Annotated in this window: 20 protein-coding genes; 11 read left to right on the forward strand and 9 right to left on the reverse strand. The window is 69.0% G+C overall.

From position 1 onward, the window contains the following. Both NM203_RS16165 and NM203_RS16170 read left to right on the forward strand, forming a co-directional pair. The gene (locus NM203_RS16165) at positions 1-1,062 is read left to right on the forward strand and encodes a D-alanine--D-alanine ligase family protein (RefSeq protein ID WP_255061027.1); all 1,062 of its coding nucleotides are present in this window, start codon (positions 1-3) and stop codon (positions 1,060-1,062) included. Then, on the forward strand, positions 1,044-1,829 hold the full coding sequence (locus NM203_RS16170; protein ID WP_255061028.1) for a TauD/TfdA dioxygenase family protein: 786 nt from the start codon (positions 1,044-1,046) through the stop codon (positions 1,827-1,829). The genes NM203_RS16165 and NM203_RS16170 overlap by 19 nt, the downstream gene beginning before the upstream one ends. Here the strand turns inward: NM203_RS16170 and qcrB are convergent. Beyond that, positions 1,823-3,541, reverse strand: a complete 1,719-nt coding sequence (gene qcrB / locus NM203_RS16175; protein ID WP_255061029.1) for a cytochrome bc1 complex cytochrome b subunit — start codon at positions 3,539-3,541, stop codon at positions 1,823-1,825. The genes NM203_RS16170 and qcrB overlap by 7 nt on opposite strands. Positions 3,542-3,725: 184 nt before the next feature. Between qcrB and NM203_RS16180 the strand changes: the two genes are divergently transcribed. The 7 genes from NM203_RS16180 to NM203_RS16210 all read left to right on the forward strand — a co-directional run bounded on the left by NM203_RS16180 (position 3,726) and on the right by NM203_RS16210 (position 10,168). After that, on the forward strand, positions 3,726-4,295 hold the full coding sequence (locus NM203_RS16180) for a hypothetical protein (RefSeq protein WP_255061030.1): 570 nt from the start codon (positions 3,726-3,728) through the stop codon (positions 4,293-4,295). A gap of 7 nt (positions 4,296-4,302) precedes the next feature. Then, the gene (locus NM203_RS16185; RefSeq protein ID WP_255061031.1) at positions 4,303-5,055 is read left to right on the forward strand and encodes an ANTAR domain-containing response regulator; all 753 of its coding nucleotides are present in this window, start codon (positions 4,303-4,305) and stop codon (positions 5,053-5,055) included. Positions 5,056-5,165: 110 nt separating this feature from the next. Then, positions 5,166-6,542 carry a PIG-L family deacetylase gene (locus NM203_RS16190; RefSeq protein WP_255061032.1) on the forward strand — a complete coding sequence of 459 codons (1,377 nt, stop codon included), beginning with the start codon at positions 5,166-5,168 and terminating at the stop codon, positions 6,540-6,542. Between the two features lie 5 nt (positions 6,543-6,547). After that, the gene (locus NM203_RS16195; protein ID WP_255061033.1) at positions 6,548-7,258 is read left to right on the forward strand and encodes a glycosyltransferase family 2 protein; all 711 of its coding nucleotides are present in this window, start codon (positions 6,548-6,550) and stop codon (positions 7,256-7,258) included. Next, positions 7,246-8,337, forward strand: coding sequence for a glycosyltransferase (locus tag NM203_RS16200; protein ID WP_255061034.1), 1,092 nt, complete (start codon positions 7,246-7,248; stop codon positions 8,335-8,337). Before NM203_RS16195 ends, NM203_RS16200 begins: the two co-directional genes overlap by 13 nt. After that, positions 8,334-9,296, forward strand: a complete 963-nt coding sequence (locus NM203_RS16205) for a glycosyltransferase (RefSeq protein WP_255061035.1) — start codon at positions 8,334-8,336, stop codon at positions 9,294-9,296. The genes NM203_RS16200 and NM203_RS16205 overlap by 4 nt, the downstream gene beginning before the upstream one ends. Then, the gene (locus NM203_RS16210) at positions 9,293-10,168 is read left to right on the forward strand and encodes a glycosyltransferase family 2 protein (protein ID WP_255061036.1); all 876 of its coding nucleotides are present in this window, start codon (positions 9,293-9,295) and stop codon (positions 10,166-10,168) included. Before NM203_RS16205 ends, NM203_RS16210 begins: the two co-directional genes overlap by 4 nt. Here NM203_RS16210 and NM203_RS16215 read toward each other — a convergent pair. Genes NM203_RS16215 through NM203_RS16245 form a run of 7 tightly spaced genes read right to left on the reverse strand, consistent with a single transcriptional unit; the run spans position 10,126 to position 18,713 of the window. Next, positions 10,126-11,127 carry a LacI family DNA-binding transcriptional regulator gene (locus tag NM203_RS16215; RefSeq protein WP_255061037.1) on the reverse strand — a complete coding sequence of 334 codons (1,002 nt, stop codon included), beginning with the start codon at positions 11,125-11,127 and terminating at the stop codon, positions 10,126-10,128. The genes NM203_RS16210 and NM203_RS16215 overlap by 43 nt on opposite strands. 27 nt (positions 11,128-11,154) lie before the next feature. Then, a complete protein-coding gene (locus NM203_RS16220; protein WP_255061038.1) occupies positions 11,155-12,408 on the reverse strand; it encodes an alpha-hydroxy acid oxidase in 1,254 nt (417 codons plus the stop codon). Beyond that, positions 12,405-13,847 carry a rhamnulokinase gene (locus NM203_RS16225; RefSeq protein ID WP_255061039.1) on the reverse strand — a complete coding sequence of 481 codons (1,443 nt, stop codon included), beginning with the start codon at positions 13,845-13,847 and terminating at the stop codon, positions 12,405-12,407. Before NM203_RS16225 ends, NM203_RS16220 begins: the two co-directional genes overlap by 4 nt. Further along, positions 13,844-15,880, reverse strand: coding sequence for a bifunctional aldolase/short-chain dehydrogenase (locus NM203_RS16230; protein ID WP_255061040.1), 2,037 nt, complete (start codon positions 15,878-15,880; stop codon positions 13,844-13,846). The genes NM203_RS16225 and NM203_RS16230 overlap by 4 nt, the downstream gene beginning before the upstream one ends. Positions 15,881-15,885: 5 nt before the next feature. Beyond that, on the reverse strand, positions 15,886-17,037 hold the full coding sequence (gene rhaI / locus NM203_RS16235; protein WP_255061041.1) for an L-rhamnose isomerase: 1,152 nt from the start codon (positions 17,035-17,037) through the stop codon (positions 15,886-15,888). Continuing rightward, positions 17,034-18,347, reverse strand: coding sequence for an MFS transporter (locus NM203_RS16240; RefSeq protein WP_255061042.1), 1,314 nt, complete (start codon positions 18,345-18,347; stop codon positions 17,034-17,036). Before NM203_RS16240 ends, rhaI begins: the two co-directional genes overlap by 4 nt. A 27-nt stretch (positions 18,348-18,374) precedes the next feature. Then, entirely contained in the window at positions 18,375-18,713 is a 339-nt protein-coding gene (locus NM203_RS16245; RefSeq protein ID WP_255061043.1) for an L-rhamnose mutarotase, read from the reverse strand. A 191-nt stretch (positions 18,714-18,904) separates the two neighbouring features. On the opposite strand from NM203_RS16245, the gene NM203_RS16250 reads away from it, so the two are divergent. Both NM203_RS16250 and NM203_RS16255 read left to right on the forward strand, forming a co-directional pair. Continuing rightward, a complete protein-coding gene (locus NM203_RS16250) occupies positions 18,905-19,651 on the forward strand; it encodes a cutinase family protein (RefSeq protein ID WP_255061044.1) in 747 nt (248 codons plus the stop codon). A 144-nt stretch (positions 19,652-19,795) separates the two neighbouring features. Continuing rightward, the gene (locus NM203_RS16255) at positions 19,796-22,588 is read left to right on the forward strand and encodes an MMPL/RND family transporter (protein ID WP_255061045.1); all 2,793 of its coding nucleotides are present in this window, start codon (positions 19,796-19,798) and stop codon (positions 22,586-22,588) included. Here NM203_RS16255 and NM203_RS16260 read toward each other — a convergent pair. Then, positions 22,564-23,013: a hypothetical protein gene (locus NM203_RS16260; protein WP_255061046.1), complete on the reverse strand. Its 450-nt coding sequence runs from the start codon at positions 23,011-23,013 to the stop codon at positions 22,564-22,566. The two genes, NM203_RS16255 and NM203_RS16260, sit on opposite strands and share 25 nt — an antisense overlap. Between the last annotated feature and the right edge of the window lie 31 nt (positions 23,014-23,044).

Here is a 23,044-nt window from a genome sequence, read left to right on the forward strand (position 1 = left end):
GTGTCGGCCCGGCTGCGTTCCGTCCTCCACCTCGTCGGGTCTCCCGTCGACGAGTTCCACGCCGAACTGTCTCGGCTGTACGCCGACGGTTGCCTGTCCGCAGTACGTGATCCGATGCGCTACCGGACCACGGTGGCGTACGTGTCTCCGGACGGGCAGTGGCGATTCCCCGCCGATCTCTCCGCAGCGGCGCTGACGGCGGCGCCGCCGATGGACGCGTCCGAGGCGATGTCGCGGATCGCGGCACTCGGTGTCGACGTGGTGGTGCCGCAGATGTTCTGTCTGCCGGGGATGACGACGTACCGATCGATGTTCGACGCGCTGGAGATCCCCTACGTGGGCAACCGCGGATCGGTGATGGCCGCGACCGCCGACAAGGCGAGGACGCGCGACATCGTCGCTGCGGCAGGCGTTCCCGTCCCCGCGGGCAGGACCGTTCGCGATGACCGTCCCATCGACGTGCCGTACCCCGTCGTGGTGAAACCGTCGGACGCCGACAACTCCGACGGCGTCTCGCTGGTGCGCGATGCCGCGGAGTACGGTGACGCGGTTCGACGCGCGTTGGCCTTCAGTTCGGCCGCCCTCGTCGAAACCTACGTCGAGGCCGGCCGGGAAGTCCGTTGCGGCATCGTCGTTCGGCACGGTGAGCTGATATGCCTGCCGCTGGAGGAGTACGCGATCGACCCTGCGACCAAGCCCATTCGCGGTCGCGACGACAAACTGGCCCGCTCCGCCGCCGATGACCTCTACCTGGTCGCCAAGGACGCCGAGCACGCGTGGATCGTCCCTGCCGACGATCCCGTGACCGAACGCGTCTGGGCGTTGGCCCGGAGGTGCCACGTCGCGCTCGGGTGCAGGCACTACAGTCTCTTCGACTTCCGCATCGACCCGGCGGGGAACCCGTGGTTCCTCGAGGCCGGCCTGTACTGCTCGTTTTCCGCGTCGAGCGTCATCGCCGTGATGGCTGCGGCGGCAGGAACTCCGGTGGATCGGCTGTTCGCCGATGCGCTGGCTGAACTGGATTCGGAGGAGGGAACCCCGGCGTGCGCGTCACACCACTGAAACCACTCGGTGCGACCGTCGACGGAGTGACCGTCGACGAGTTGCCCCGGCGACGAGTGCGGGAGTTGCAGTGTCTTCTCGCTGAGCACGGAGTGCTCGTCATGCGCGGCCAGCACGTCGACGACGAGGCCTTCACCAGATTCCTGCGGAGCTTCGGTGATCTCGTCTTCACCAAGGGCGAGACGCCTGTCGACGGCCATCCGGATCTGAACCTCGTCACGAACGTCGGCCGCACGACACCTCCGCGGTCGTCGTTCCACGTGGACACCAGCTATGTCCGAAAACCGCCGGCCTACACGGCGTTGCGTGCCGTGGAGGTGCCCGAACGCGGTGGCCGCACGCTCTTCTCGAACCAGTACCGGGCGCACGACACGCTGTCCGACGAACTCTGGCGGGACCTCGTCGGTCGGTGCATCGAACACGTCGTCACCGGTGTCGAGCTGGACGCCGGCGACGAGAGGTCGGCGCGGCATCCGGTGTTCCGCGACCACCCGATCACCGGCCGCACGTCGCTGTATCTGACCACGCCCGACCGCTGTGCGTCGGTGAGCGGGCTGGGGGAGCGGCAGGCACGGGCGGTGATCCACTACCTGTTCGAGCACTCGACTCGTCCCGACAACGTCCTCGCCCACAAGTGGGCCCCCGGTGACGTCGTGATGTGGGACAACAGATGCGTCATGCACAGGGCCGATCACTCGGGAGTGGTCGGCCGGCGCACCATGCATCGCGGCATGGTGGCCGAGGCCGCCCTCCCTCGCGGTCAGTGAGACCCGTTCGACCTGTTCCCGTTCGACCCGTTCCCGTTGTGGCCGTTGCCGTTGGACCCGTTGCCGTTCGAGCTTTCGCCGTCCTGATACTCCTTCAGAGCGACGATCGCCCTGCGCTCGGCGGCGTGCGCGGCCTCACTCAACGCATCGCTCTCGGTCGCGGGATCGGCGAACAGGAAGCTGCCGGTACCGGTCGTACCGCCTGAGCCCAGCTTGTTCATCCGCTTCGGCAGCGCCGCACCCTGGTAGTCCAGGGGGATCGGATGGCCGTGCTCGTCGACCGGGCCGAGCGGCTGGTGCAGCTCGATGTAGGCACCGTGCGGCAGCCGCTTCAGAATGCCGGTCTCGATGCCGTGCTCGAGCACCGCGCGGTCGCTGCGCTGCAGGGCGATAGCCCACCGGTAGGTGATGTAGTAGACGATCGCGGGCAGCACCACCATGCCGATGCGGCCGATCCAGGTCGTCGCATTCAAGGACACGTGGAACTTGTAGGCGATGATGTCGTTCATCGCGCTGAAGGTGAGCACGATGTAGAACGAGATCGCCATGGCGCCGATCCCGGTCCTGACCGGTGCGTCACGCGGCCGTTGCAGGAGATTGTGGTGGGCGTCGTCGCCGGTGAACTTCTTCTCCATGAACGGCCACGCGATGAGCAGCGTGAAAACCAGGCCCATGATGAGCGCGACGGCCACCGCCGCCGGGACGGTGTAGTTGCCGATGTAGAGCTCCCACGCCGGCCACAGCCGGATCAGCCCGTCGGTCCACATCATGTAGAAGTCCGGTTGGCTTCCCGCGGACACCTGAGACGGCTTGTACGGACCCAACTGCCAGATCGGGTTGATCTGGAGCAGGCCGCCCATCAGGCCGAGCACGCCGAGGGTCATCGCGAAGAAGGCACCCGATTTCACGGCGAACACCGGCATCACGCGGACGCCGACGACGTTGTGCTCGGTGCGGCCGGGGCCGGGGAACTGGGTGTGCTTCTGGAACCAGACGAGCGCGAGGTGTGCGCCGATCAGCGCCAGGATGATCCCGGGGATCAGCAGGATGTGCAGCGCGTAGAGGCGCGGCATCAGATAACCCGCTTCGGAGCACTGGTTGCCGAGATCGCCACAGGGGAACTCGCCGCCGAACAGCGCCCAGTGCAGCCACGTGCCCACGACGGGAATGCCGAGGGTGATCGACGACAGCGCCGCCCGGATTCCGGTGCCCGACAGCAGGTCGTCGGGAAGCGAGTAGCCGAAGAAGCCCTCGAACATCGCCAGGATCAGCAGCAGCGAGCCGATGACCCAGTTGGCCTCTCGCGGTCGTCGGAACGCGCCGGTGAAGAAGATGCGCGCGAGGTGCACCATGATCGACGCCGCGAACAGCAGCGCCGCCCAGTGGTGGACCTGGCGAACGAACAGGCCGCCGCGCACCTCGAAGCTGATGTCGAGTGTCGAGGCGTAGGCCTTCGACATCTGCACACCGTTAAGCGGCTGATAGACACCGTGATAAGTGACCTCGGCCATCGACGGGTCGAAGAACAGGGTCAGGTAGACGCCGGTGATCAGCAACACGATGAAGCTGTACAGCGCGACCTCGCCGAGCAGGAAGGACCAGTGCGTCGGGAAGACCTTGTTCAGCTGTCGACGTACTGCCGCCGACGGGTGATACCGGGAGTCGATCGCGTTGCCCTGGCGGGCCGCGATCGAGGGCGAACTCGAGCTCATGTGGGCTACTCCTCCAAACCTATGGCCAGCATGCGCGTCACGACAGCGCCGCACCACCTCGTGCCAGGCGAATCGCCGTGACGTCACCAGTCGGTCAGATTCACCCCACCGAGACGGTGCTGATTGGGTTTCGTCTCGGCTGGGAACTACCGAAGCCGTGAATGCCGCGAACGTGTTGTCATCGGTGAGATCGTCGATAGAGGCCGCCTGCGGAATCACCGGGGACCTGTTCCGCGGTCCGGGACGCCTGTTCGAGGCCGAACTGGTCATCGACGCGGGTGCGCCGGTACCGAGTGGCGCCACGCTGCTGCAGGCCGGCCGCGTCGTGCCCGCGCTCGTCCGCTTCGGGCCGCCCGCTGGCGAGGACGTCGCACGGACGGTGTCGATCAAGGTGCCGGACGCCTACGGTCCCGACGAGGACCAGGACTTCCTGCTGGCGTCCTCGCTCGACGGGATCCCGTGGCATCACGCCGTCGTCTCCCGCTCGGCGCAGGGCGGGCTGTACTCGTCGCTCTGGCTCTACCTCGCGGGGGTGAAACCGGTGGTGTTCGGGGCGCGCGTCGCCGAGTCCGACGCGGACGTGGCGTCCGGCGACCGAGTGGACTTCCTCATCGCCAGCGCGGTCTCGCGATTCACCGACATCGGTCGGCTGATCCTCGGCGATGAGACCGAGGACGCCGCTCTGCGATTCGCCGCGTCGAACTGCGGGGGCGGGTTGCAGGCGTTGCCGCCGGCCCGGTTGTACGCCGGGTGAGGCGGCGATGACTCAGATGGAGTACGAGGATCAGCACATGGTCGCCGCGCTGTCGGAGTTGGACGGTCTCGACGTGCTCGACGACGTGACCTTCGGAGCGCTGCACGTGCTGTGCCGCGCCCTGCACGTCAACGATCCGAGCCTGGCCGTCACGCTCGAGGCCATCCTGACCTCGGCCACGGTGGCCGTGCCCGCGGCCGACCACGCCGGACTGAACCTGTTGATAGGAAGAAACTTTCAGCCGCAGGCCACCATCGGCGCTGCCCCGCCGAAGCTGGACGCGCTGCAACAGCGCAACGGCACCGGCCCGTGTATCGACGCCTCCCGCGAGCAGGACACGATCGAGGTGACCGACATGCGGACGGACACCCGTTGGCCCGAGTTCGCGCATGCTGCGGTGGAACTGGGAGTCCACTCCATGCTGTGCGTGCCGCTGTGGGTGGATGAGCGGCGGCTGGGATCGCTCAGCCTGTACGCGGGATCGCCCGCGGCGTTCGACGGGAACGCGCGTCGGCTGGCGGAGTTGTACGCCACCCACGCGGCACTCGCGCTGCTCGAGGCGCAGCGGGCCGAGCAGATGCAACGCGCCATCGCGAGCCGGGACCTGATCGGGCAGGCCAAGGGGGTGCTGATGTGCCGTCACCACATCACCGCCGAGCAGGCCTTCGACGTGCTCAAACGGGCGTCCCAGGTGCACAACCGCAAGTTGGTGGACATCGCCGAGACCGTCGCCGGGACGGGCGAGCTACCCGCCGAGTAGCCGACAGCCGCGGCCGGCGGATTCAAGCGCGCCGACTGGGGTACCACGAAGCCATTCGGACCCCCCGCCAGCCCCGCGGGTGACCGACCCGAGACCAGCGGAGTCGTCCCATGTCGTCGTTGCCGGACGCTGTTGTGCGCGCCAGACCGTTCACCCACCGCGACGGTGGGACCGATGAACCGACGTGGCTGATGAGCGCCGAGTGGGACGACGTGCCGCGGTTGGACACGGCGGCACTGCTCCGCAGGTACGCCAGCGTCGTCCTGGTCGCGCCACATCCCGATGACGAGAGCCTGGCACTCGGCGCGACGCTCGCCGACCTCGCCGACGCGGGCGTCGCGGTGACTGTGGTGGTGGCCACCCACGGAGGCGGATCACCGGGCGGGACGGTGCGCCGCCGCGAGGGCGACCGGGCGGTACGCACGCTGAGCACCCGCATCGAGGTGATCTGGTGGGATCTTCCCGACGGCGGGCTGGCCGACGCGCAGGACGCGTTGCGCGCCGGGTTGGCGGAACTGGTGGACGAGTCGACGCTGCTGTTCGCCCCCGTGGAGTGCGACGGGCACTCCGACCACGAGGCGGTGGCGCGTGCCGCCGAGGCCGTTGCGCTCGACCGGTCGGCGGCGCTGCTCCTCTATCCGGTGTGGTTGTGGCACTGGGCCACTCCGGCGGACCTCGACTGGTCACGACTGCGCACGCTCGCGCCGTCACTGCGAGCGCTGCAGGCCAAGCGCGACGCGATCGACTGCCACCGAAGCCAACTCGTCTCCGCCGACGGCCATCCCATCGTCGGATCCGGCGTCCTCGCGCGTGCCCGGCGGGTCGCCGAAACCGTGATCGTCCCGCTTCCGCCCGGACTGGCCGGCCGCGTGGCCGACGACGTCGCCGAGTCGAGCCGGGGCAGAAGCGAGGTGGCGCGCCCCTTCGAGGAGATGTACGACACCGGCGACGACGATCCGTGGCAGTTCGACGGCTCGGTGTACGAGCGGCGCCGACTCGAGCTGGTCGCGGCCTGCCTTGGACGCGAACGCTACGGACGCGTGCTCGAGATCGGCTGCGCCACAGGTCAGCTGGCGACAAGGCTGTGCGATCGGGCTGCTGAGGTCGTCGCGCTCGACGCGAGTGCGGCGGCGCTGCGGGTGGCGAAGGAGCGCAGCGACGCCGTGCGCTGGGTGCTCGGTGCCGCACCACGGGACATCCCCGACGGGGACTACGACCTGATCGTGATGTCCGAAATCGGCTACTTCCTCGACGGCGTCGACCTGCTGACGACCCTGCGTGCCCTGCGCAGGCGCCTGCGGCCCGACGGCGAACTCGTCGTGGCCAACTGGCGCGGCCCGACCGAGAACATCCCACTGGACGGCGAGACGGTGCAGCAGCAGGCCGCGGCCATGCTCGACCTACCGCTGCGCGCGCACTACGAGGATGTCGACCTCGTCATCGACGTGTGGGGCCAACCGGTTTCGGTGTACGGGGCGCACCGGTGAGCGGGGTGCCCAGGCACGTTGCGGTGGTGGTCCCGGCGCGCAACGAGGAGCGGACCATCGCGGTGTGCCTCCAGCGTCTGGACGCGGCGGTGCACCGTTTGCAGCGCGATCACCCGAACGTCACCGCCGACGTCTTCGTGGTGCTGGACCGCTGCACGGACGGCACCGCTGCGGTGGCGTCGGCGCACGGTGCGTCCACCCTGCGCAGCGATGCGGGCCGGGTCGGTTCGGCGCGGCGCCTCGGGGCGTTGCGGGCTCACCGGCACGTCCGACGACGGGGGATCTCCGCCGGCGACGTGTGGCTCGCCAACACCGACGCCGACACCGAGGTGCCCGACACCTGGCTGACCGGTCAGGTGGGCTTCGCCGCGGCGGGTGTCGACATGGTGGTCGGCACCGTGACGCCAGCGGGTCTGGATCCCGCCCGTGACAGTCGGTGGCACCGCAATCACGTTCTGGGCGAGGGGCATTCGCACGTGCACGGCGCGAATCTCGGACTGCGGCTGAGTACCTACCTGGCCGCAGGCGGCTTCGCGGACGTCGCGGTGCACGAGGACCTCGACATCGTGACGCGGGTCCGGGCCATCACCCCGAGGTGGGTGGCGACTCATCGGACGTCGGTGACGACGTCGGGTCGCGACGCGTCGCGGGTGGACGGTGGATTCGCCAGCTACATCGCGGGGCTCGACACAGGAGACGCATCGTGCGCCTCGTGATCCTCGGCCCCTCACACCATCCCGTCGTCGAGCCGTTCGCCGGTGGACTGGAACGCTTCACCGCCGATCTGACGCGGGGTCTGCGCATGCGCGGCCACCACGTCGAGTTGCACGCCCTGACGGGCAGCGACGCGTCGATCGCCGACCGGTTCCACCCGATGCCCCGGCTGCCCCCGCTGTCGGACGTGGCGTCCGCCGACCCCAACCTCCCCGAGCCGCAGTTCATGCACGACCAGTTCGTCTACCTCGCGGCGATGCGCGATCTGGTGCGCCGCGACGACGTCGACGCGGTGCTCAACGAGAGCCTGCACCAGCTGCCGCTCGCGTTCGGTCCCGTCCTGGACGTCCCGGTGCTCACCACGCTGCACACGCCACCGTTCCCGTGGATGGAACTCGGCGCCTGGCTGGCCGCCGACAGCGGCCACTTCGTCGCGGTGAGCGACGCGCTGCGAGCACAGTGGGCCGGCCGGGTGTCGAGTCGCGTCATCCTCAACGGCGTCGACCCCGAGCCGCTGCCGCTGTCGACCGGAGGCCCCGATCTCGCCTGGGTCGGGCGACTCACTCCCGAGAAGGGCGCCGACCTGGCGATCCGGGCGGCGCACCGCGCCGGCCGCGGACTCCGATTGGCCGGTCCCGTCAGCGATCCCGACTGGTTCGACGCCGTGATCCGGCCGATGCTGGGCGGAACCGTGCGCTACCTCGGCCCGCTGGCGGGGCCCGACGTCGCGGCGCTCTACGGCAGCAGTGCGGCTACCCTGGTCACCCCGCGCTGGGAGGAGCCGTTCTGTCTGGTCGCCGCCGAGTCCCAGATGTGCGGAACCCCCGTCGCCGGCATCCGCCGCGGCGGCCTGCCCGAGGTCGTCACAGGACCCGGCGGCAGGCTCGTCGACCCCGGCGGCGACGTGACCGCGGGCCTCGCCGCCGCCGTCGACGAGGCGGTGCGAGTGGATCGGGCGTTCGTCGCGGCGCACGCGCGCCGAACACTGCACTGGAATCAGATGCTCGACGGCTACGAGCAACTCCTCCGCGAACTCACCGACACGTGGGCGGCCCGCCGGATGCGCAGGGAGTTGGCGTGATCGCCTACTACGTGCACCACCACGGCCGCGGTCATCTGATGCGGGCGATGGCCATCGCCGAACGGGTGGACGAACCGGTGGTGTTCCTCTCCTCGCTCCCGCCGCCCGAGGCCCTGAGGGACGTCGACCGATGGGTGCGACTGCCGATGGACGTCGACGACTCCGCGCTCGACGTCACCGCGAACGGTCGGCTGCACTGGGCTCCGGTGCACGTTAAAGGGTTGGCGGACAGGTCGTCACGCATCCTCGACGCGCTCGCCGAGCACTCCCCGAGAAGGGTTGTCGTGGACTGCTCGGTCGAGGTCACGCTGCTGTGCCGACTCGCCGGGTTCCCGGTGACGGTTGTGGCGCAACCCGGTCGGCGAGACGACGCCGCCCACCAGTTGGGCTACGACGTCGCCGACCAGATCCTGGCACCGTGGTCGGCGCGCACGTACGAGCCGCGCTGGCTGAGCCGCCACGACACCCGCACCCACTACGTCGGCAGCATCAGCCGCTTCGACGGACGCGCTCGCCACGCGGAGCGGATCGGCGGCGGATTACTCCTGGCCGGAGCCGGCGGAACCGATATGCCGGACGACGCCCTGGATCAGCTTCGGCAGGCGACACCGGACCTTCGGTGGCAGGCCGTCGGCGGCGGGTCGGCGTGGGTCGAGGACGTGTGGCCGATGTTGAGCACCGCCGACGTCGTCGTGACGCATGCCGGTCAGAGCGCGCTGGCGGACGTCGCGCTGTCGGGGGCCGCCGCCGTCGTCATCGCTCAGGACCGCCCGTTCGGCGAGCAGCACGCCACCGCCGACGCCATCGGCCGGGCCGGCCTCGCCGTCACGCTGCCCGAGTGGCCGGCCGCCGACCGCTGGCCCGCGGTGGTCGCACGCGCCTTCGCCCTGGACCGGCGCTGGGAGTCGATGGAGGTGCGCGGTGCCGCGGCGCGCGCCGCCGAGGTGCTGGCGGCGTGAGTGTTCCGCGCACGGCGGTGATCACCGTCGTCCACGGCCGGCATCAGCACCTGGCCCTGCAGTCCGAGGCGTGGCGGCTGTCCACCGTCGCTCCCGAACTGCGCTGCGTGGTGGCGATCGACGACGCGGACGCAGCCGCGGCCGCCGGAACCCGCTGTGCGGTAGTGCATCACGCGGGCACCGCCGACGGGCTACCGCTGGCGGCGGCGCGGAACAGGGGAGCCGACTGGGCGCTGCAGCGAGGTGCGCAGCTGCTGGTCTTCCTCGACGTCGACTGCCTACCCGCCCCGGAGCTGTTGAGCCGCTACCGAGATGCCCACCACGACAGCGGGTTCGGTGCGGTCCTGAGCGGACCCGTCACCTACCTGCCGCCCGCCCCGGAGTCCGGGTACCGGCTCGCGACGCTGGCCGGTCTCGGCCGGCCGCACCCGGCGCGTCCCGACCCCGAACCCGGAACACTGCTACCCGCAGACGACTACAACCTGTTCTGGTCACTGTCTTTCGCGGTCGGAGCCCGCACGTGGCAGCGGATCGGCGGATTCTGCGAGGACTACGTCGGATACGGAGCCGAGGACACCGACTTCGCCGCGACGGCCGCGGCCGCGGGAATCCCGTTCCTGTGGGTCGGCGGCGCGTACGCGTACCACCAACACCACCCCGTGTCGGATCCGCCCGTCGAACACCTCGACGCGATCGTGCGCAACGCCGCGATCTTCCGCAGGCGGTGGGGCAGGTGGCCCATGACCGGCTGGCTGGATGCCTTCGAGGAGCGCGGGCTGGTCGAACGGCGGGGCGACGAGATCGTCCGATCTCCGAACCTGAAACGGCGCTACGGCACCGTCGTCGACGCCCTGACGACCAGCTCCGGCTGATACACGATGCGTTGCGGCTCCGCGCCCTCGGAGACCGCCGCGAGGAGATCGATTGCCGCCGTGCCGAGTTGCGTGCTCGGCTGCCGAATCGACGAGAGCGGCACCACCGCGGAGCGAGCGAAGTCGATGTCGTCGTAACCGATCAGCGCGATGTCGCGCGGCACGTGCACGTCGCCCATCAGCGTCAGCGCCTGAAGGACCCCGATGGCGAGGAGGTCGTTGGCGCAGAACACGGCGTCCGGCCGCTCCTCGGGAGCCCGCGCCTGCAGCCCCTCTCCCGCCGAGCGGCCTGCGAGCACGCTGAGCTCGTCGGTGTCGATGACCTCGAGGCTCGCGCCCGCGCACTCGGCGACCGCCGACTGAGCGCCCTGCAGCCGATCGCGCACCTGCCGCAGCGTCCGCGGCCCGCCGACGAACGCCAGTCGGCGCCGGCCCGTCGAGCAGAGGTGCTCCGCGGCGAGCCGACCACCGGCGACGTCGTCGACGGCGACCGAGGAGAACGGCGTACCCGCGGCGTCCCTGTCGACCAGCACGACGGGGGTTCCGCGGGCGTGCAGCGTGATCATCCGGCTCAGGTCCTCGCTGACGGGGGAGACCAGCAGCCCGAACACCCGCTGTTCGTCGAAGGCGTCGAGGTAGGAGCGTTCGCGCGCGGCGTCGTCGTCGGACGTCCCGAACAGCACGGTCAGATCGAGTTCCGAGGCACGGCGTTCCGCGCCGCGGGCGACGTCGGTGAAGAAGGGGTTCCCGATGTCGAGCACGATGAGCGCCACGCAGCGGGACCGTTGCGCCCGGAGTTGCCTGGCCGCGTCGTTGCGGACGAAGCCCAGCCTGTCGATGGCGGCGTGCACGCGCTCGACGGTGGCCGGGGCGACCTTGTGCGGGGCGTTCAGGACGTTGGACACGGTCCCCACCGATACCGACGCGGCGGCGGCGACGTCACGGATCCCCGCTGCCATCTGCGCCCCCTCTGCTCGTCCGGCGTCCTATCTCACCAGATGGTTTACCAGCCGGGGCCGGGGCGCGAGGCGGATGAGCTGGGTGACGTGCTGGGGCGTGAGCTCCTCGAGGCATGTGACGCCGAGCAGTCGCATGGTCCTGGCCACCTGTTCGGAGAGGATGGCGATCGTCCGGTCGACGCCGGCTTCGCCGCCCGCCATCAGCCCGTACAGGTAGGCCCGCCCGATCAGCGTGAACCGGGCTCCGAGCGCGATGGACGCGACGATGTCGGCACCCGACATGATGCCCGTGTCCAATAGCACCTCGGTGTCGTTGCCGACCTCGGCGACCACGTCGGGCAGCAGGTGGAACGGCACCGGTGCGCGATCGAGTTGGCGGCCGCCGTGGTTGGACAGCACGATGCCGTCGACGCCGAGGTCGACGACCCGGCGCGCATCCGCCACGGTCTGGATGCCCTTGACCACGACCTTGCCCGGCCACTGCGCGGTGATCCAGCTGAGATCCTCGAAGGTGACGGTCGGGTCGAACATCGTGTCGAGCAGTTCGGCGACGGTGCCCGACCAGCGATCCAGCGAGGCGAAGGCCAGTGGCTCGGTGGTCAGGAAGTCGATCCACCACTGCGGCCGCGGCAGGGCGTTGACGACGGTGCCCAGGGTGAGCGCGGGCGGGATCGACATGCCGTTTCGCTTGTCCCGCAGCCGCGCTCCCGCCACGGGGACGTCGACCGTGACGAGCAGGGTGTCGAAGCCGGCGGCCGCCGCCCGCTCGACCAGGGCCATCGAACGGTCCCGGTCCTTCCACATGTAGAGCTGGAACCAGTTGCGGCCCTGCGGGTTCGCTTCGGCGACATCCTCGATGGACGACGTGCCCATGGTCGACAGCGAGAACGGAATGCCCGCCCGGCCCGCCGCGTGCGCACCGGCGATCTCGCCCTCGGTCTGCATCATCCGGGTGAATCCGGTCGGCGCGATGCCGAAGGGCTGGGCGACCGGTCCGCCGAGCACCTCCCAGCCGGTCCTGACCGTCGACACGTCGCGCAGAATCGCGGGCTGAAACTCGATGTCGGAGAACGCCTGTCGCGCCCTGGCAATCGACAGCTCGGCTTCCGCCGAGCCGTCGGTGTAGTCGAACGCCGCCTTGGGCGTGCGCCGCCTGGCGATGCGGCGGAGGTCCTCGATGGTCAGGGCCTTCTCCAGCCGCCGCGTCTTGGCGTTCAGCTGCGGCTTCTTGAACTGCATCAGCGGCGCGAGGTCGGCGGCCTTCGGCATCCGGCGTTTCATGTTCGAACCCTTCCTGTCGACGCCACGCGAGGCGCGTACCGGCCGACCAGCAGGTCATCGGTGACGTTTCCGCGCAGAGCCTCCAGACTGCCAGTCAACAGCCCGTGCGTGCGCGCCTGGAGCAGAACGTTCCCGAGGGCGGTGGCTTCGACCGGCCCGGCGATGACCGGGGCTCCCACCCGGTCGGCGATGAGTTGGCACAGCAATCGGTTCTGCGCGCCGCCGCCGACGATGTGCACGGTGCGCGCGGGTGTGCCCGACAGCAGCGATGCGGTCGCGACGCGGTCGGCGAAGGCGGTGGCGAGGCTCTCGATGATCGCGCGCACCGTTTCGACCTGCGTGCTCGGCGGTGCCAAGCCGCGGGTGGTGTACCACGTCGCGATACGACCCGGCATGTCTCCCGGTGCCGCGAACACGGGGTCGTCGGTGTCGAAGACGTCGCCGGGGGCGGGGCCGGCGGCGGCCTGCTCGAGCAGAGCGGCGAGGTCGATGGCGGCACCGTCGCGCTCCCAGTACTTGATCGACTCGCTCAGCAACCACAGGCCCATGGTGTTGCGCAGGAATCGGATTCGGCCGTCTGCGCCGACCTCGTTGGTGAAGTTGGCCGCCCGCGCCGCCTCGGTGAGCACGGGCCGGTCCAGTTCGACGCCGACGAGTCCCCACGTTCCGCACGAGATATAGACGCCGGCCTCCGGGGCCATCGGCACGGCCACCACCGCCGAGGCGGTGTCGTGCGACGCGACGGTGCTGACGTGCGGGCGGCCCGCGATGCCGGTCAGCGCGGCGAGGTCGGGCAGCACCGGGCCCAGTTCGGTGCCGGGATCGACGACGCCGGGGAACAGCCCGGCCGGGATGTCGAGCAGCTCCATCAGCTCGTCGTCCCAGCGGCCGTCGACGCCGAGCAATCCGGTGGTGGACGCGTTGGTCCGTTCGGTGACCGCCCGCCCGGTGAGCCAGTAGCCGATCAGGTCGGGGATCAGCAGCGCCTGATCCGCCGCGTCCAGCGCGGTGTCGCCGGCCAACTGGTAGAGGGTGTTGAACGGCAGGAACTGTAATCCGTTGCGGGCGTACAGGCTCCGATGGGATATCCGCTCGTGCACGCGGTCGGCGCTCTGCTCGCAGCGGGCGTCGCGATAGTGGTGGGGGAGCCCCGCCAGCGTCCCGCGCCGCAGCAGCCCGTAGTCGACGGCCCACGAGTCGACGCCGATGCCGACGAGGTCGGGATGCTGCCGCGTCGCCTCGGCCAGGCCAGAGCACACGTTGCGAAACAGCCCCGGCACATCCCAGTGCATCGCGCAGCGCTGGCCGTTCCACAGGTACACCGGATCGTTGGCGAACCTGGCCACCGCCCGGATGCCGAGCGCTCCCGGACCGACACCGGCCACCACGACCCGTCCGCTCGTCGCACCGAGGTCGACCGCCGCGAGGTGACCCCTCATCGCAGAAACGCGGCCGCCACGCCCGCGTCGACCGGCACGTGCAGACCGGTGGTGTGCGAGAAGTCCGACGTGCACAGCGCGAACGCGGCGTTGGCGATGTTCTCCGGCAGCACTTCGCGTTTGAGGAGTGTGCGCTGCGCGTAGAATTCGCCCAGATCCTCCTCGTCCACGCCGTACACGGCGGCGCGCTTGGCGCCCCAACCCCCCGCGAAGATGCCCGACCCACGGACCACGCCGTCGGGATTGATGCCGTTGACCTTGACGCCGTGTTCGCCGAGCTCGGCGGCCAGCAGCCGAACCTGGTGCGCCTGATCGGCTTTCGTCGCCGAATAGGCGATGTTGTTGGGCCCGGCGAACACCGAGTTCTTCGACGAGATGTAGATGATGTCGCCGCCCAGCTTCTGGTCGATCAGCGCCCGCGCGGCCGCCTTGGACACCAGGAAGGATCCGCGGGCCATGACGTTGTGCTGCAGGTCCCAATCGGCGGCCGTGGTCTCCAGCAGCGACTTCGACAGCGACAGTCCGGCGTTGTTCACGACGATGTCGATGCCGCCGAAGACCAGTACGGTCGCGTCGACGGCCGCCTGCACGGCCCGCTCGTCGGTGACATCGGCGGCGATCCCGACGGCGACGTCGGTCGAGCCGATCTCCTCGGCAGCCGCCTGGGCTTTGGCGGCATCGAGGTCCGCGATCACGACGCACGCGCCCTCGGCCGCCAGGCGCGTGGCGATGGCCTTGCCGATACCGGAGGCGGCGCCCGTGACCAGCGCGATGCGGGTCGCCAGCGGCTTGGGCTGGGGCATCCGTGCCAGCTTGGCCTCCTCCAGCGCCCAGTACTCGATGCGGAACTTCTCGGACTCCTCGATCGGTGCGTACGTCGAGATGGCCTCGGCGCCGCGCATGACGTTGATGGCGTTGAGGTAGAACTCGCCCGCCACCCGCGCGGTCTGCTTGTCCTTGCCGTAGCTGAACATGCCGACGCCGGGGATCAGGACGATCGCCGGGTCGGCGCCGCGAATGGCCGGGCTGTCCGGGCTCGCGTGCCGGTCGTAGTACGCCTGGTAGTCGGCGCGGTACGCCTGATGCAACTCGGCCAGCCGCGCCTTCACGTCATCGATCGGCGCGTCGGCGGGCAGATCCAGGACCAGGGGCTTGACCTTGATGCGCAGGAAGTGGTCGGGGCAGCTGGTGCCCAGCGCGGCGAGGCGCGGATGCTTCTCGGAGGCAAGGAATTCGAGCACACGTGGGTCATCGGTGAAGTGGCCCACCTGTGGCCGGTCCGCCGATGCCAGACCCCGGACGAACGGGGCCAGCGCCGCGGCCCTGCTCACGCGCTGCGCCTCCGGCAGTGCGCCGTAACCGGCCACCGGAGCACCGAAGGGCGCCGACGCGCCGTTGGCCTCGATGTAGCGCTGGGCGGTGTCGATGATCTCCAGAGACCGCGCCTCGGCCTCGTCGGAGGTGTCACCCCATGCGGTGATGCCGTGGCCGCCGAGGATGGTGCCGATGGCCTGCGGGTTACCCCGCTTGATCTCGGCGATGTCCAGTCCGAGCTGGAAACCGGGCCGTCGCCACGGGATCCACACCACGCGGTCGCCGAAGATCTGCTTGGTCAGCGCCTCACCGTCGGCCGACGTGGCGAGCGCGATCCCGGAATCGGGGTGCAGGTGGTCGACGTGCGCGGCGTCGACGAGGCCGTGCATCGCGGTGTCGATCGACGGTGCGGCGCCGCCACGGCCGTGCAGGCAGAAGTCGAACGCGGCGACCATCTCGTCCTCACGTTCGACGCCGGGGTACACGTCGACCAGCGAACGCATCCGGTCCAGCCGCAGGACGGCCAGGCCGCTCTCGGTCAGGGTGCCGAGGTCGCCACCGGATCCCTTGACCCACAACAACTCCACGGGCTTCCCGGTCACCGGGTCGACATCGGTGCCCTTGGCCGAGGTGTTCCCGCCCGCGTAGTTGGTGTTCTTCGGATCCGACCCGAGTCGGTTCGATCGGGCGATCAGGTCGGTCACGGTCTTGTTGGTCATGCCGGTCATGCTCCCCACGACGATTGAGTTCCGCCGACTCGCTCGGCGTTGACGGTGTCCTGATATCCCGATGCGGCGAAGGCGGCCATCGGATCGGCCGGTAGTCCGCGCTCGGTGCGCCACTGCGCCAGCGCGGGGCGGATGTCGGTGTAGAAGGCGTTCATGAAGATGTCGTTGGCGCCCAACACGTCTCCGGCTTCCTGAGCGACGGCCAGCGCGTCGGTGTCGACCGCCAGCGCGCGGGCGGTCATCTCCTGCACGTTGAGCACCGAACGGATCTGGCCGGGGATCTTGGCCTCGACGTTGTGGCACTGGTCGAGCATCAGCGCGACATCGGATGACTCGTCGAGGCCGCCGCCGCGGATCACCTCGAACATGATTCGGAACAGCTGGAACGGATCGGCCGCCCCGACGATGAGGTCGTCGTCGGCGTAGAACCGCGAGTTGAAGTCGAACGAGCCGAGCTTCCCGAGCCTCAGCAGCTGAGCGACGATGAACTCGATGTTGGTGCCGGGGGCGTGGTGGCCGGTGTCCAGGCACACCGCGGCGCGTTCACCGAGGGCGCTGACCTGGGCGTAGGACGTGCCCCAGTCCGGCACGTCGGTCATGTACATCGCGGGCTCGAAGAACTTGTACTCCAGGACGAGTCGCTGCCCCTCGCCGATGTGCTGATAGATCGCGGCCAGCGACTCCGCCAGGCGGTCCTGCCGACCGCGGATGTCCCCCTGGCCGGGGTAGTTCGTGCCGTCGGCGAGCCAGATCTTGAGGTCACGCGATCCCGTGGCGCCCATGATCTCGATGCATTCCAGGTGGTGGTCGATCGCCTTCTGGCGCACCGCCTTGTCCGTGTGCGTCAGGCTGCCGAACTTGTAGTCGTCGTCCTGGAAGGTGTTGGAGTTGATGGTGCCCAGGCGCACGCCGTGGTCGGCGGCGTAGGTGCCGAGGGCCGCGTAGTCGTCGACCCTGTCCCACGGGATGTGCAGCGCGACGGTGGGCGCCAGGCCGGTGAACCGGTGCACGGTGGCGGCGTCGGCGATCTTCTCCTCGACGGTCCGCGGCGTGCCGGGCGTGCCGAACACCTTGAACCGGGTGCCCGAGTTACCGAAGGCCCAGGACGGGAGTTCGATCCTGAGATTGTCGAGCAGGGAGTGGCTCATGCGACGGCCTTGGACTGAGCGGCTGCGGAATCGATCGTCTCACCGTAGCGCTCGATCTCGATCTGGCGCAGCGTCTTTCCCCGCGTCGAGGGTGCCCACACCGCGCCGATCACCAGTGCGACGGCGAGCAGGCCGATGAGCAGCAAGCCGACGCCGGTCAAGCCGATCGCGACCAGGAGCGTGGGGAAGAAGTAGCTGAGCAGGCCGGTGAAGGTGCGCACCACGCAGAACATGACGCCCTGCGCGCTGGCCCGGTACGGCGTCGCGAACATCTCGCTGGCCCACAGGCTGTAGAAGGCTTGTGCGCCAATGCCGCTGGAGACGCCCCACAGCACGGCGAAGATCAGCATGGTCGGGACGCCGCCGTCGGTGAACGCGACGAGCACGGCCCACCCGGCGATGCCGAGCGCGGCGCCGCCCGCGTAGAACCACCGCTGGGACACCCGGTCGGCGTAGCGCATGAACCCGAAGTAGGTCGCCGCGACGGTACAACCCCAGACCAGCACCTGGAGCAGGTTCTGCGCGACGGGGCTGTGCAGGCCTGCGGTGTCGTACACGCGGGGCATGAAGATGCCGGCCTGGCCGGCGACCGTGTTCCAGAACAGGTAGATGCCGCCGAGGAACAGCAGCGCGGTGATGTTGACCCTGCGGGAGAACAGGCCTTTCAGGCCGCGCAGGCCGACCGCGGACGTGACGTCGACATTCCCCTTCGCCTCGTCCGCCCAGATCTGCGATTCCTGCAGGCCCTGGCGGACCCACCACACCGCGGCGGCGACGACGAACAGGTGCAGGAAGATCAGCCGCGACCCCAGCAGGCCCATCGGCGCCAGGGCGGCGGCGAGCCCGAAACCGATCAGGGGTCCGATCGACCAGGCCAGCTGGGCGGTGCCGACGTGCTTGGCTCGTCCCTCCGACGGCGCCTGCTCAGCGATGTAGGTCCACGACGCCGGGACGCCGGCACCGACGGCGATCCCGGTGATGACGAACGCCGCGAGCAGCATCGTGTAGTTGACGGCGAACGTGGCCAGCAGCACGCCCACCATGTAGACCAGCAGGTCATAGGTGTAGATCGCCTTGCGGCCGAAGCGGTCACAGAGCGGGCCCCCGAGGATGGCGCCGATCGCCGCGCCGAAAGCGTTGGCGCTCAGGGCTGCCAGCAGGCCGACGGCGAAGTTCCCGAGACCGAATTCGGCCTGCCAGAACGCCAGACTGGTCGCGATGGCGATGATCGATCCGGCCTCGATGTAGTTCGACATGGCGACCGCGATCGTCGCGCGCCAGCCGGTCGTGGAGCGGGCCCCTACTTTCATGACAGTCCTTTGAGCGGTGGGTTGGTTCTAGTCGAGATGGAAGTACTCGGCAAGCGGCTGCATCAGCTGATCGGGAGTGGCGCCTTTGCTGCGGAAGTACTGCGCCATGTCCGCCTGCCAGCGGTCGTTGACGTCGGTGGCGGCCATGCGCTGCTGCGCGGCGGCGAAGTCGTCGGTTTCGAGATACCCGACGACCAGGCCGTCATCGGGTCGGAGGAACAGCGAGTAGTTGTGCCAGCCCGCGGCCCGCAGAGCGTCGAGCATCTCGGGCCAGACCACGTCGTGCGCACGGAGGTAGTCCTCGATGCGGTCGGGCCGCAGATGCAGCAGGAAGCACACCCGCTGCGGTCCCGCCGCCACGCTCATGGCCACCTCCTGCGTTGAAACGTTTCAATTCGTGAGTGGGGTCACACTAAGCTTCGCGAAGGGCGCACGTCAAGACGCGACGCCCGTACCTGCTACCCGGTAGCCGCCCGTGGGGGTCCGCAGCGATGTGCCCGAGGGTTGATCGCGAAAGGCTTGAGCCACAAGTTGACGACTCGATTAAGGGGCACGACATGAACCGCAACCTGACCCGCGCGGCGCTGGCGACAGCCGCCCTGGCGTCCGTGACCGCCGCGGGATGGCAGGCCGTCGGGGTGGCCTCGGCCGACACGACGCCGGCGTGCTCCGACATCGAGGTGGTCTTCGCACGCGGCACGAACGAGGCGCCCGGCGTCGGCGTCACCGGGCAGGCGTTCGTCAACGCCCTCGAGGCTCGGGTACCGGGGCGGAGCGTCGACGTCTACGGCGTGAATTACCCGGCGTCACTGTCGTTTCCGGACGCGGCGCAGGGTGTCGTGGACGCCACCGATCGCGTGGAGTCGATCGCGGCCGGTTGCCCGAACACCAAGATCGTGCTCGGCGGGTACTCGCAGGGCGCCGCCGTGGCGGGATACACGGTCACCGACGACGTGCCCGCCGGATACGCACTGCCACAGGGCATCTCGGGCCCGATTCCCGCCGCGGTCGGTTCACACATCGCCGCCGTCGTCCTGTTCGGGACGCCTCAGCCCTACATCCTCGGACTGCTGGATCACTCCGCTCCGCCGATCACCGTCGGCGCCGCCTACGCCGCGAAGACCATCCAACTGTGCGACGACGGTGACCCGATCTGCTCGCCCGGTGGGCTGAACCGGGCCGCGCACAGTGCCTACGCGAGCAACGGGACCGCCGACCAGGCGGCTCAGTTCGTCGTCGACCAGCTCGGGCAGCCGGCGCCGATCCCGGCCAAGGACGTTTCCTCGATCACCAGCGGCGGCTAGCGAGCCCTGGCATCACAGCCGACTCCCAGCAAAGCGGCCGGTGTTGTGACGGCGGGTGACGTGTCGTACCGTCAACCTAGTTGATAAGCATTCCTAACGGGATCGCCGACTCGGTCAGCACGCCGCCGCACGAAAGGGTCACGGATGCACCGCGTTCCGGACGTCATCCGGCGGTTCGCGGTCCTGATCGCGCTGTTCTGGCTGTGCCTGGCGGTCGTGACGAACGTCTTCGTGCCGCAGTTGGAGACCGTCGCCGAAACGCACAACGTGTCGTTGAGCCCACAGGACGCGCCGTCGCTGCAGGCCAGCAAGCACATCGGCCGGAAGTTCGAGGAGTTCGACTCCGACAGTTCGGCGATGATCGTCCTGGAGGGCGACGAACCGCTCGGCGCCGACGCACACCACTACTACGACGGCCTGGTCGACAGACTCTCCAAGGACACCACGCACGTCGAGCACATCCAGAACTTCTGGGGTGATCCGCTGACGGCCGCGGGCTCGCAAAGTCCCGACGGCAAAGCGGCGCTGGTGCAGTTGTATCTCGCGGGCAACCAGGGTGAGTCGTTGGCGAACGAATCCGTCGACTCCGTGCGCGCCATCGTCAACGACTCGCCGCCGCCTCCCGGCGTGCGGGCCTACGTCACCGGTGCCGCGCCCCTTGTCACGGATCAGTTCGAGGTCGGCCGCCAGGGCACGCTGAAAACCACGCTGATCACACTAGCGGTGATCGCCGTGATGCTGTTCGTGCTGTACCGGCGCCTCACGACGGTCTTCCTGGTGATCTTCACGGTGATGATCGAACTGACCGCGTCCCGCGGCGTCGTCGCCGTCCTCGCGAACGCCGGCGTCATCGAACTGTCGACGTACTCGACGAACCTGCTGACACTGCTCGTCATCGCCGCGGGCACGGACTATGCGATCTTCCTGCTCGGCCGCTTCCACGAGGGGCGGCTCACCGGGCAGGACCGCGTCTCGGCGTTCACCTCGATGTACCACGGCACCGCGCACATCATCCTGGGCTCCGGGCTCACCATCGCCGGAGCCGTGCTCTGCCTGACCTTCACCCGGCTGCCGTACTTCAACAGTCTGGGGGTGCCCGCCGGAATCGGCATCGTCGTCGCGGTGATCGCGGCGCTCACCCTGGCGCCGGCGCTGCTCGTCATCGGGCGACACTTCGGTCTCTTCGAGCCCGCCCGGCCGATGCGCACCCGAGGGTGGCGGCGCATCGGCACCGCCATCGTCCGCTGGCCGGGCCCGATCCTGGTGGCGACGGTGGGGATCGCGGTGATCGGCCTTCTCACCCTGCCCGCGTACCAGACCAGTTACGACACCAGGCCCTACATGCCCGCCAGCGCTCCGGCGAACGTGGGCTACGCGGCCGCCGAACGCCACTTCTCGGAGGCGCGGCTGAACCCGGAACTGCTGATGATCGAAGCCGACCACGATCTGCGCAACTCCACCGACATGATCCTGCTGGAGCGGGTCGCCAAGGCGGTCTTCCACACCGACGGCATCGCGCAGGTGCAGTCGATCACCCGGCCGCTGGGCACGCCGCTGGACCACACGTCGATCCCGTTCCAGATCAGCGCGGGCAGCGCGTCGCAGATCCAGAATCTGCCGTTCCAACAGGCCCGCGGCGCCGACCTCCTCAAACAGGTGGACGTGATCAACAGCTCGGTCGACATCCTGCGGCAGCAGCTGGCACTGCAACAGCAGTCCGCCACGGTCATCGACGAGCAGACCAGGGCGTTCCAGGAGACCGTCGCGACGACGCAGGACCTCCGCAACAAGATCGCCGACTTCGACGACTTCTTCCGGCCGATGCGCAACTACTTCTACTGGGAGCCGCACTGTTTCGACATCCCGGCGTGCTGGGCGCTGCGGTCGCTGTTCGACGCCCTCGACGGCATCAGCGCGCTGACCGACAACCTGAGCAACGTCGCGGACGCCTTCGCCAAACTCGATGCGCTGCAACCCAAGCTGGTCGCGCTGATTCCGCCGCAGTCGGGGTTCCAGAACGTCAACCGCGACCTGTTGCTGGCCAACTACGCCACCACGACGGGGATCGACGACCAGACCGAGAAGGCGCTGCAGAACTCGACGGCACTGGGCCAGGCGTACGACGCGTCGAAGACCGACGACTCGTTCTACCTGCCGCCGGAGGCGTTCACCAACCCGGAGTTCCAGCGCGGCCTCAAGCTGTTCATGTCGCCGGACGGCAAGGCCGCGCGCATGATCATCACCCACGAGGGCATTCCGGCTACGCCCGAGGGCATTTCGCACATCGATCCCATTCGGCACGCGGCGCAGGAAGCGGTCAAGGGCACGCCGCTCGCCGGCTCGAAGCTCTACATCGCCGGTACCGCGGCCACGTACAAGGACATTCAGGACGGCGCCGAGTACGACCTCGTGATCGCCGCGATCGCCGCACTCAGCCTGATCCTTCTGGTGATGATGTTCATCACCCGCAGCATCGTCGCCGCGATCGTCATCGTCGGCACCGTGGCGTTGTCCCTCGGCGCCTCGTTCGGGCTGTCGGTGCTCATCTGGCAGGAGATCATCGGCGTCGACCTGTACTGGATCGTGTTGGCACTGGCCATCATCCTGCTACTGGCGGTGGGTTCGGACTACAACCTCCTGCTGATCTCCCGATTCAAGGAGGAGATCGGCGCCGGGCTGAACACCGGCATCATCCGCGCAATGGCGGGCTCCGGGTCGGTGGTGACTGCCGCGGGTCTGGTGTTCGCGGCGACCATGGCGTCGTTCATCTTCGCCGACCTGCTGATCCTCGGACAGATCGGCACGACGATCGCCCTCGGCCTGCTGTTCGACACGTTGATCGTGCGGTCCTTCATGACCCCGGCGGTGGCGGCACTGATGGGCCGGTGGTTCTGGTGGCCGCTGAACGTCCGTCAGCGCCCGGTACCGCAGAGGTAGGGCTGCGCCAGCTTGCCCTTCAAGGCGGCGACCTTGCGCAGCTGGACGGCCATGTTCATCGAGGTCAGCATCGGAATGCCGCCGATGAAGGTCCGGAACGAGGGGTTGCCGCCGTCGAGGTGGAGCATGAAGAGGCAGCCGACCACGTAGAAGAAGCCGATGGTGAACAGCGCCGCCGGGATGGCGTACGCGAGTGGTGAGCGGGCGTCGGCGACCAGTTCCGACGCGTAGTCGAACTCGTCCTGCGAAAGCGGTTCGCGCCTGCGGACTTTCGCCAGCACCGCCTTGTGGGCGCCGACCTGCTCACCCATCGGGTGCGAGGTTCGCCTGTCCAGCCGACCGATGTACACGAACACACACGTGGCGAACACGACCTCCATCACGGCGGCGAGAATCGTGAGATCACCCCACGGACCGAGATTCACCCCTGAACGTTACCTCAACTAAGCATCTGCG

The sequence above is a fragment of the Mycolicibacterium arenosum genome, from assembly GCF_024320865.1.
GTDB lineage: Bacteria > Actinomycetota > Actinomycetes > Mycobacteriales > Mycobacteriaceae > Mycobacterium > Mycobacterium arenosum.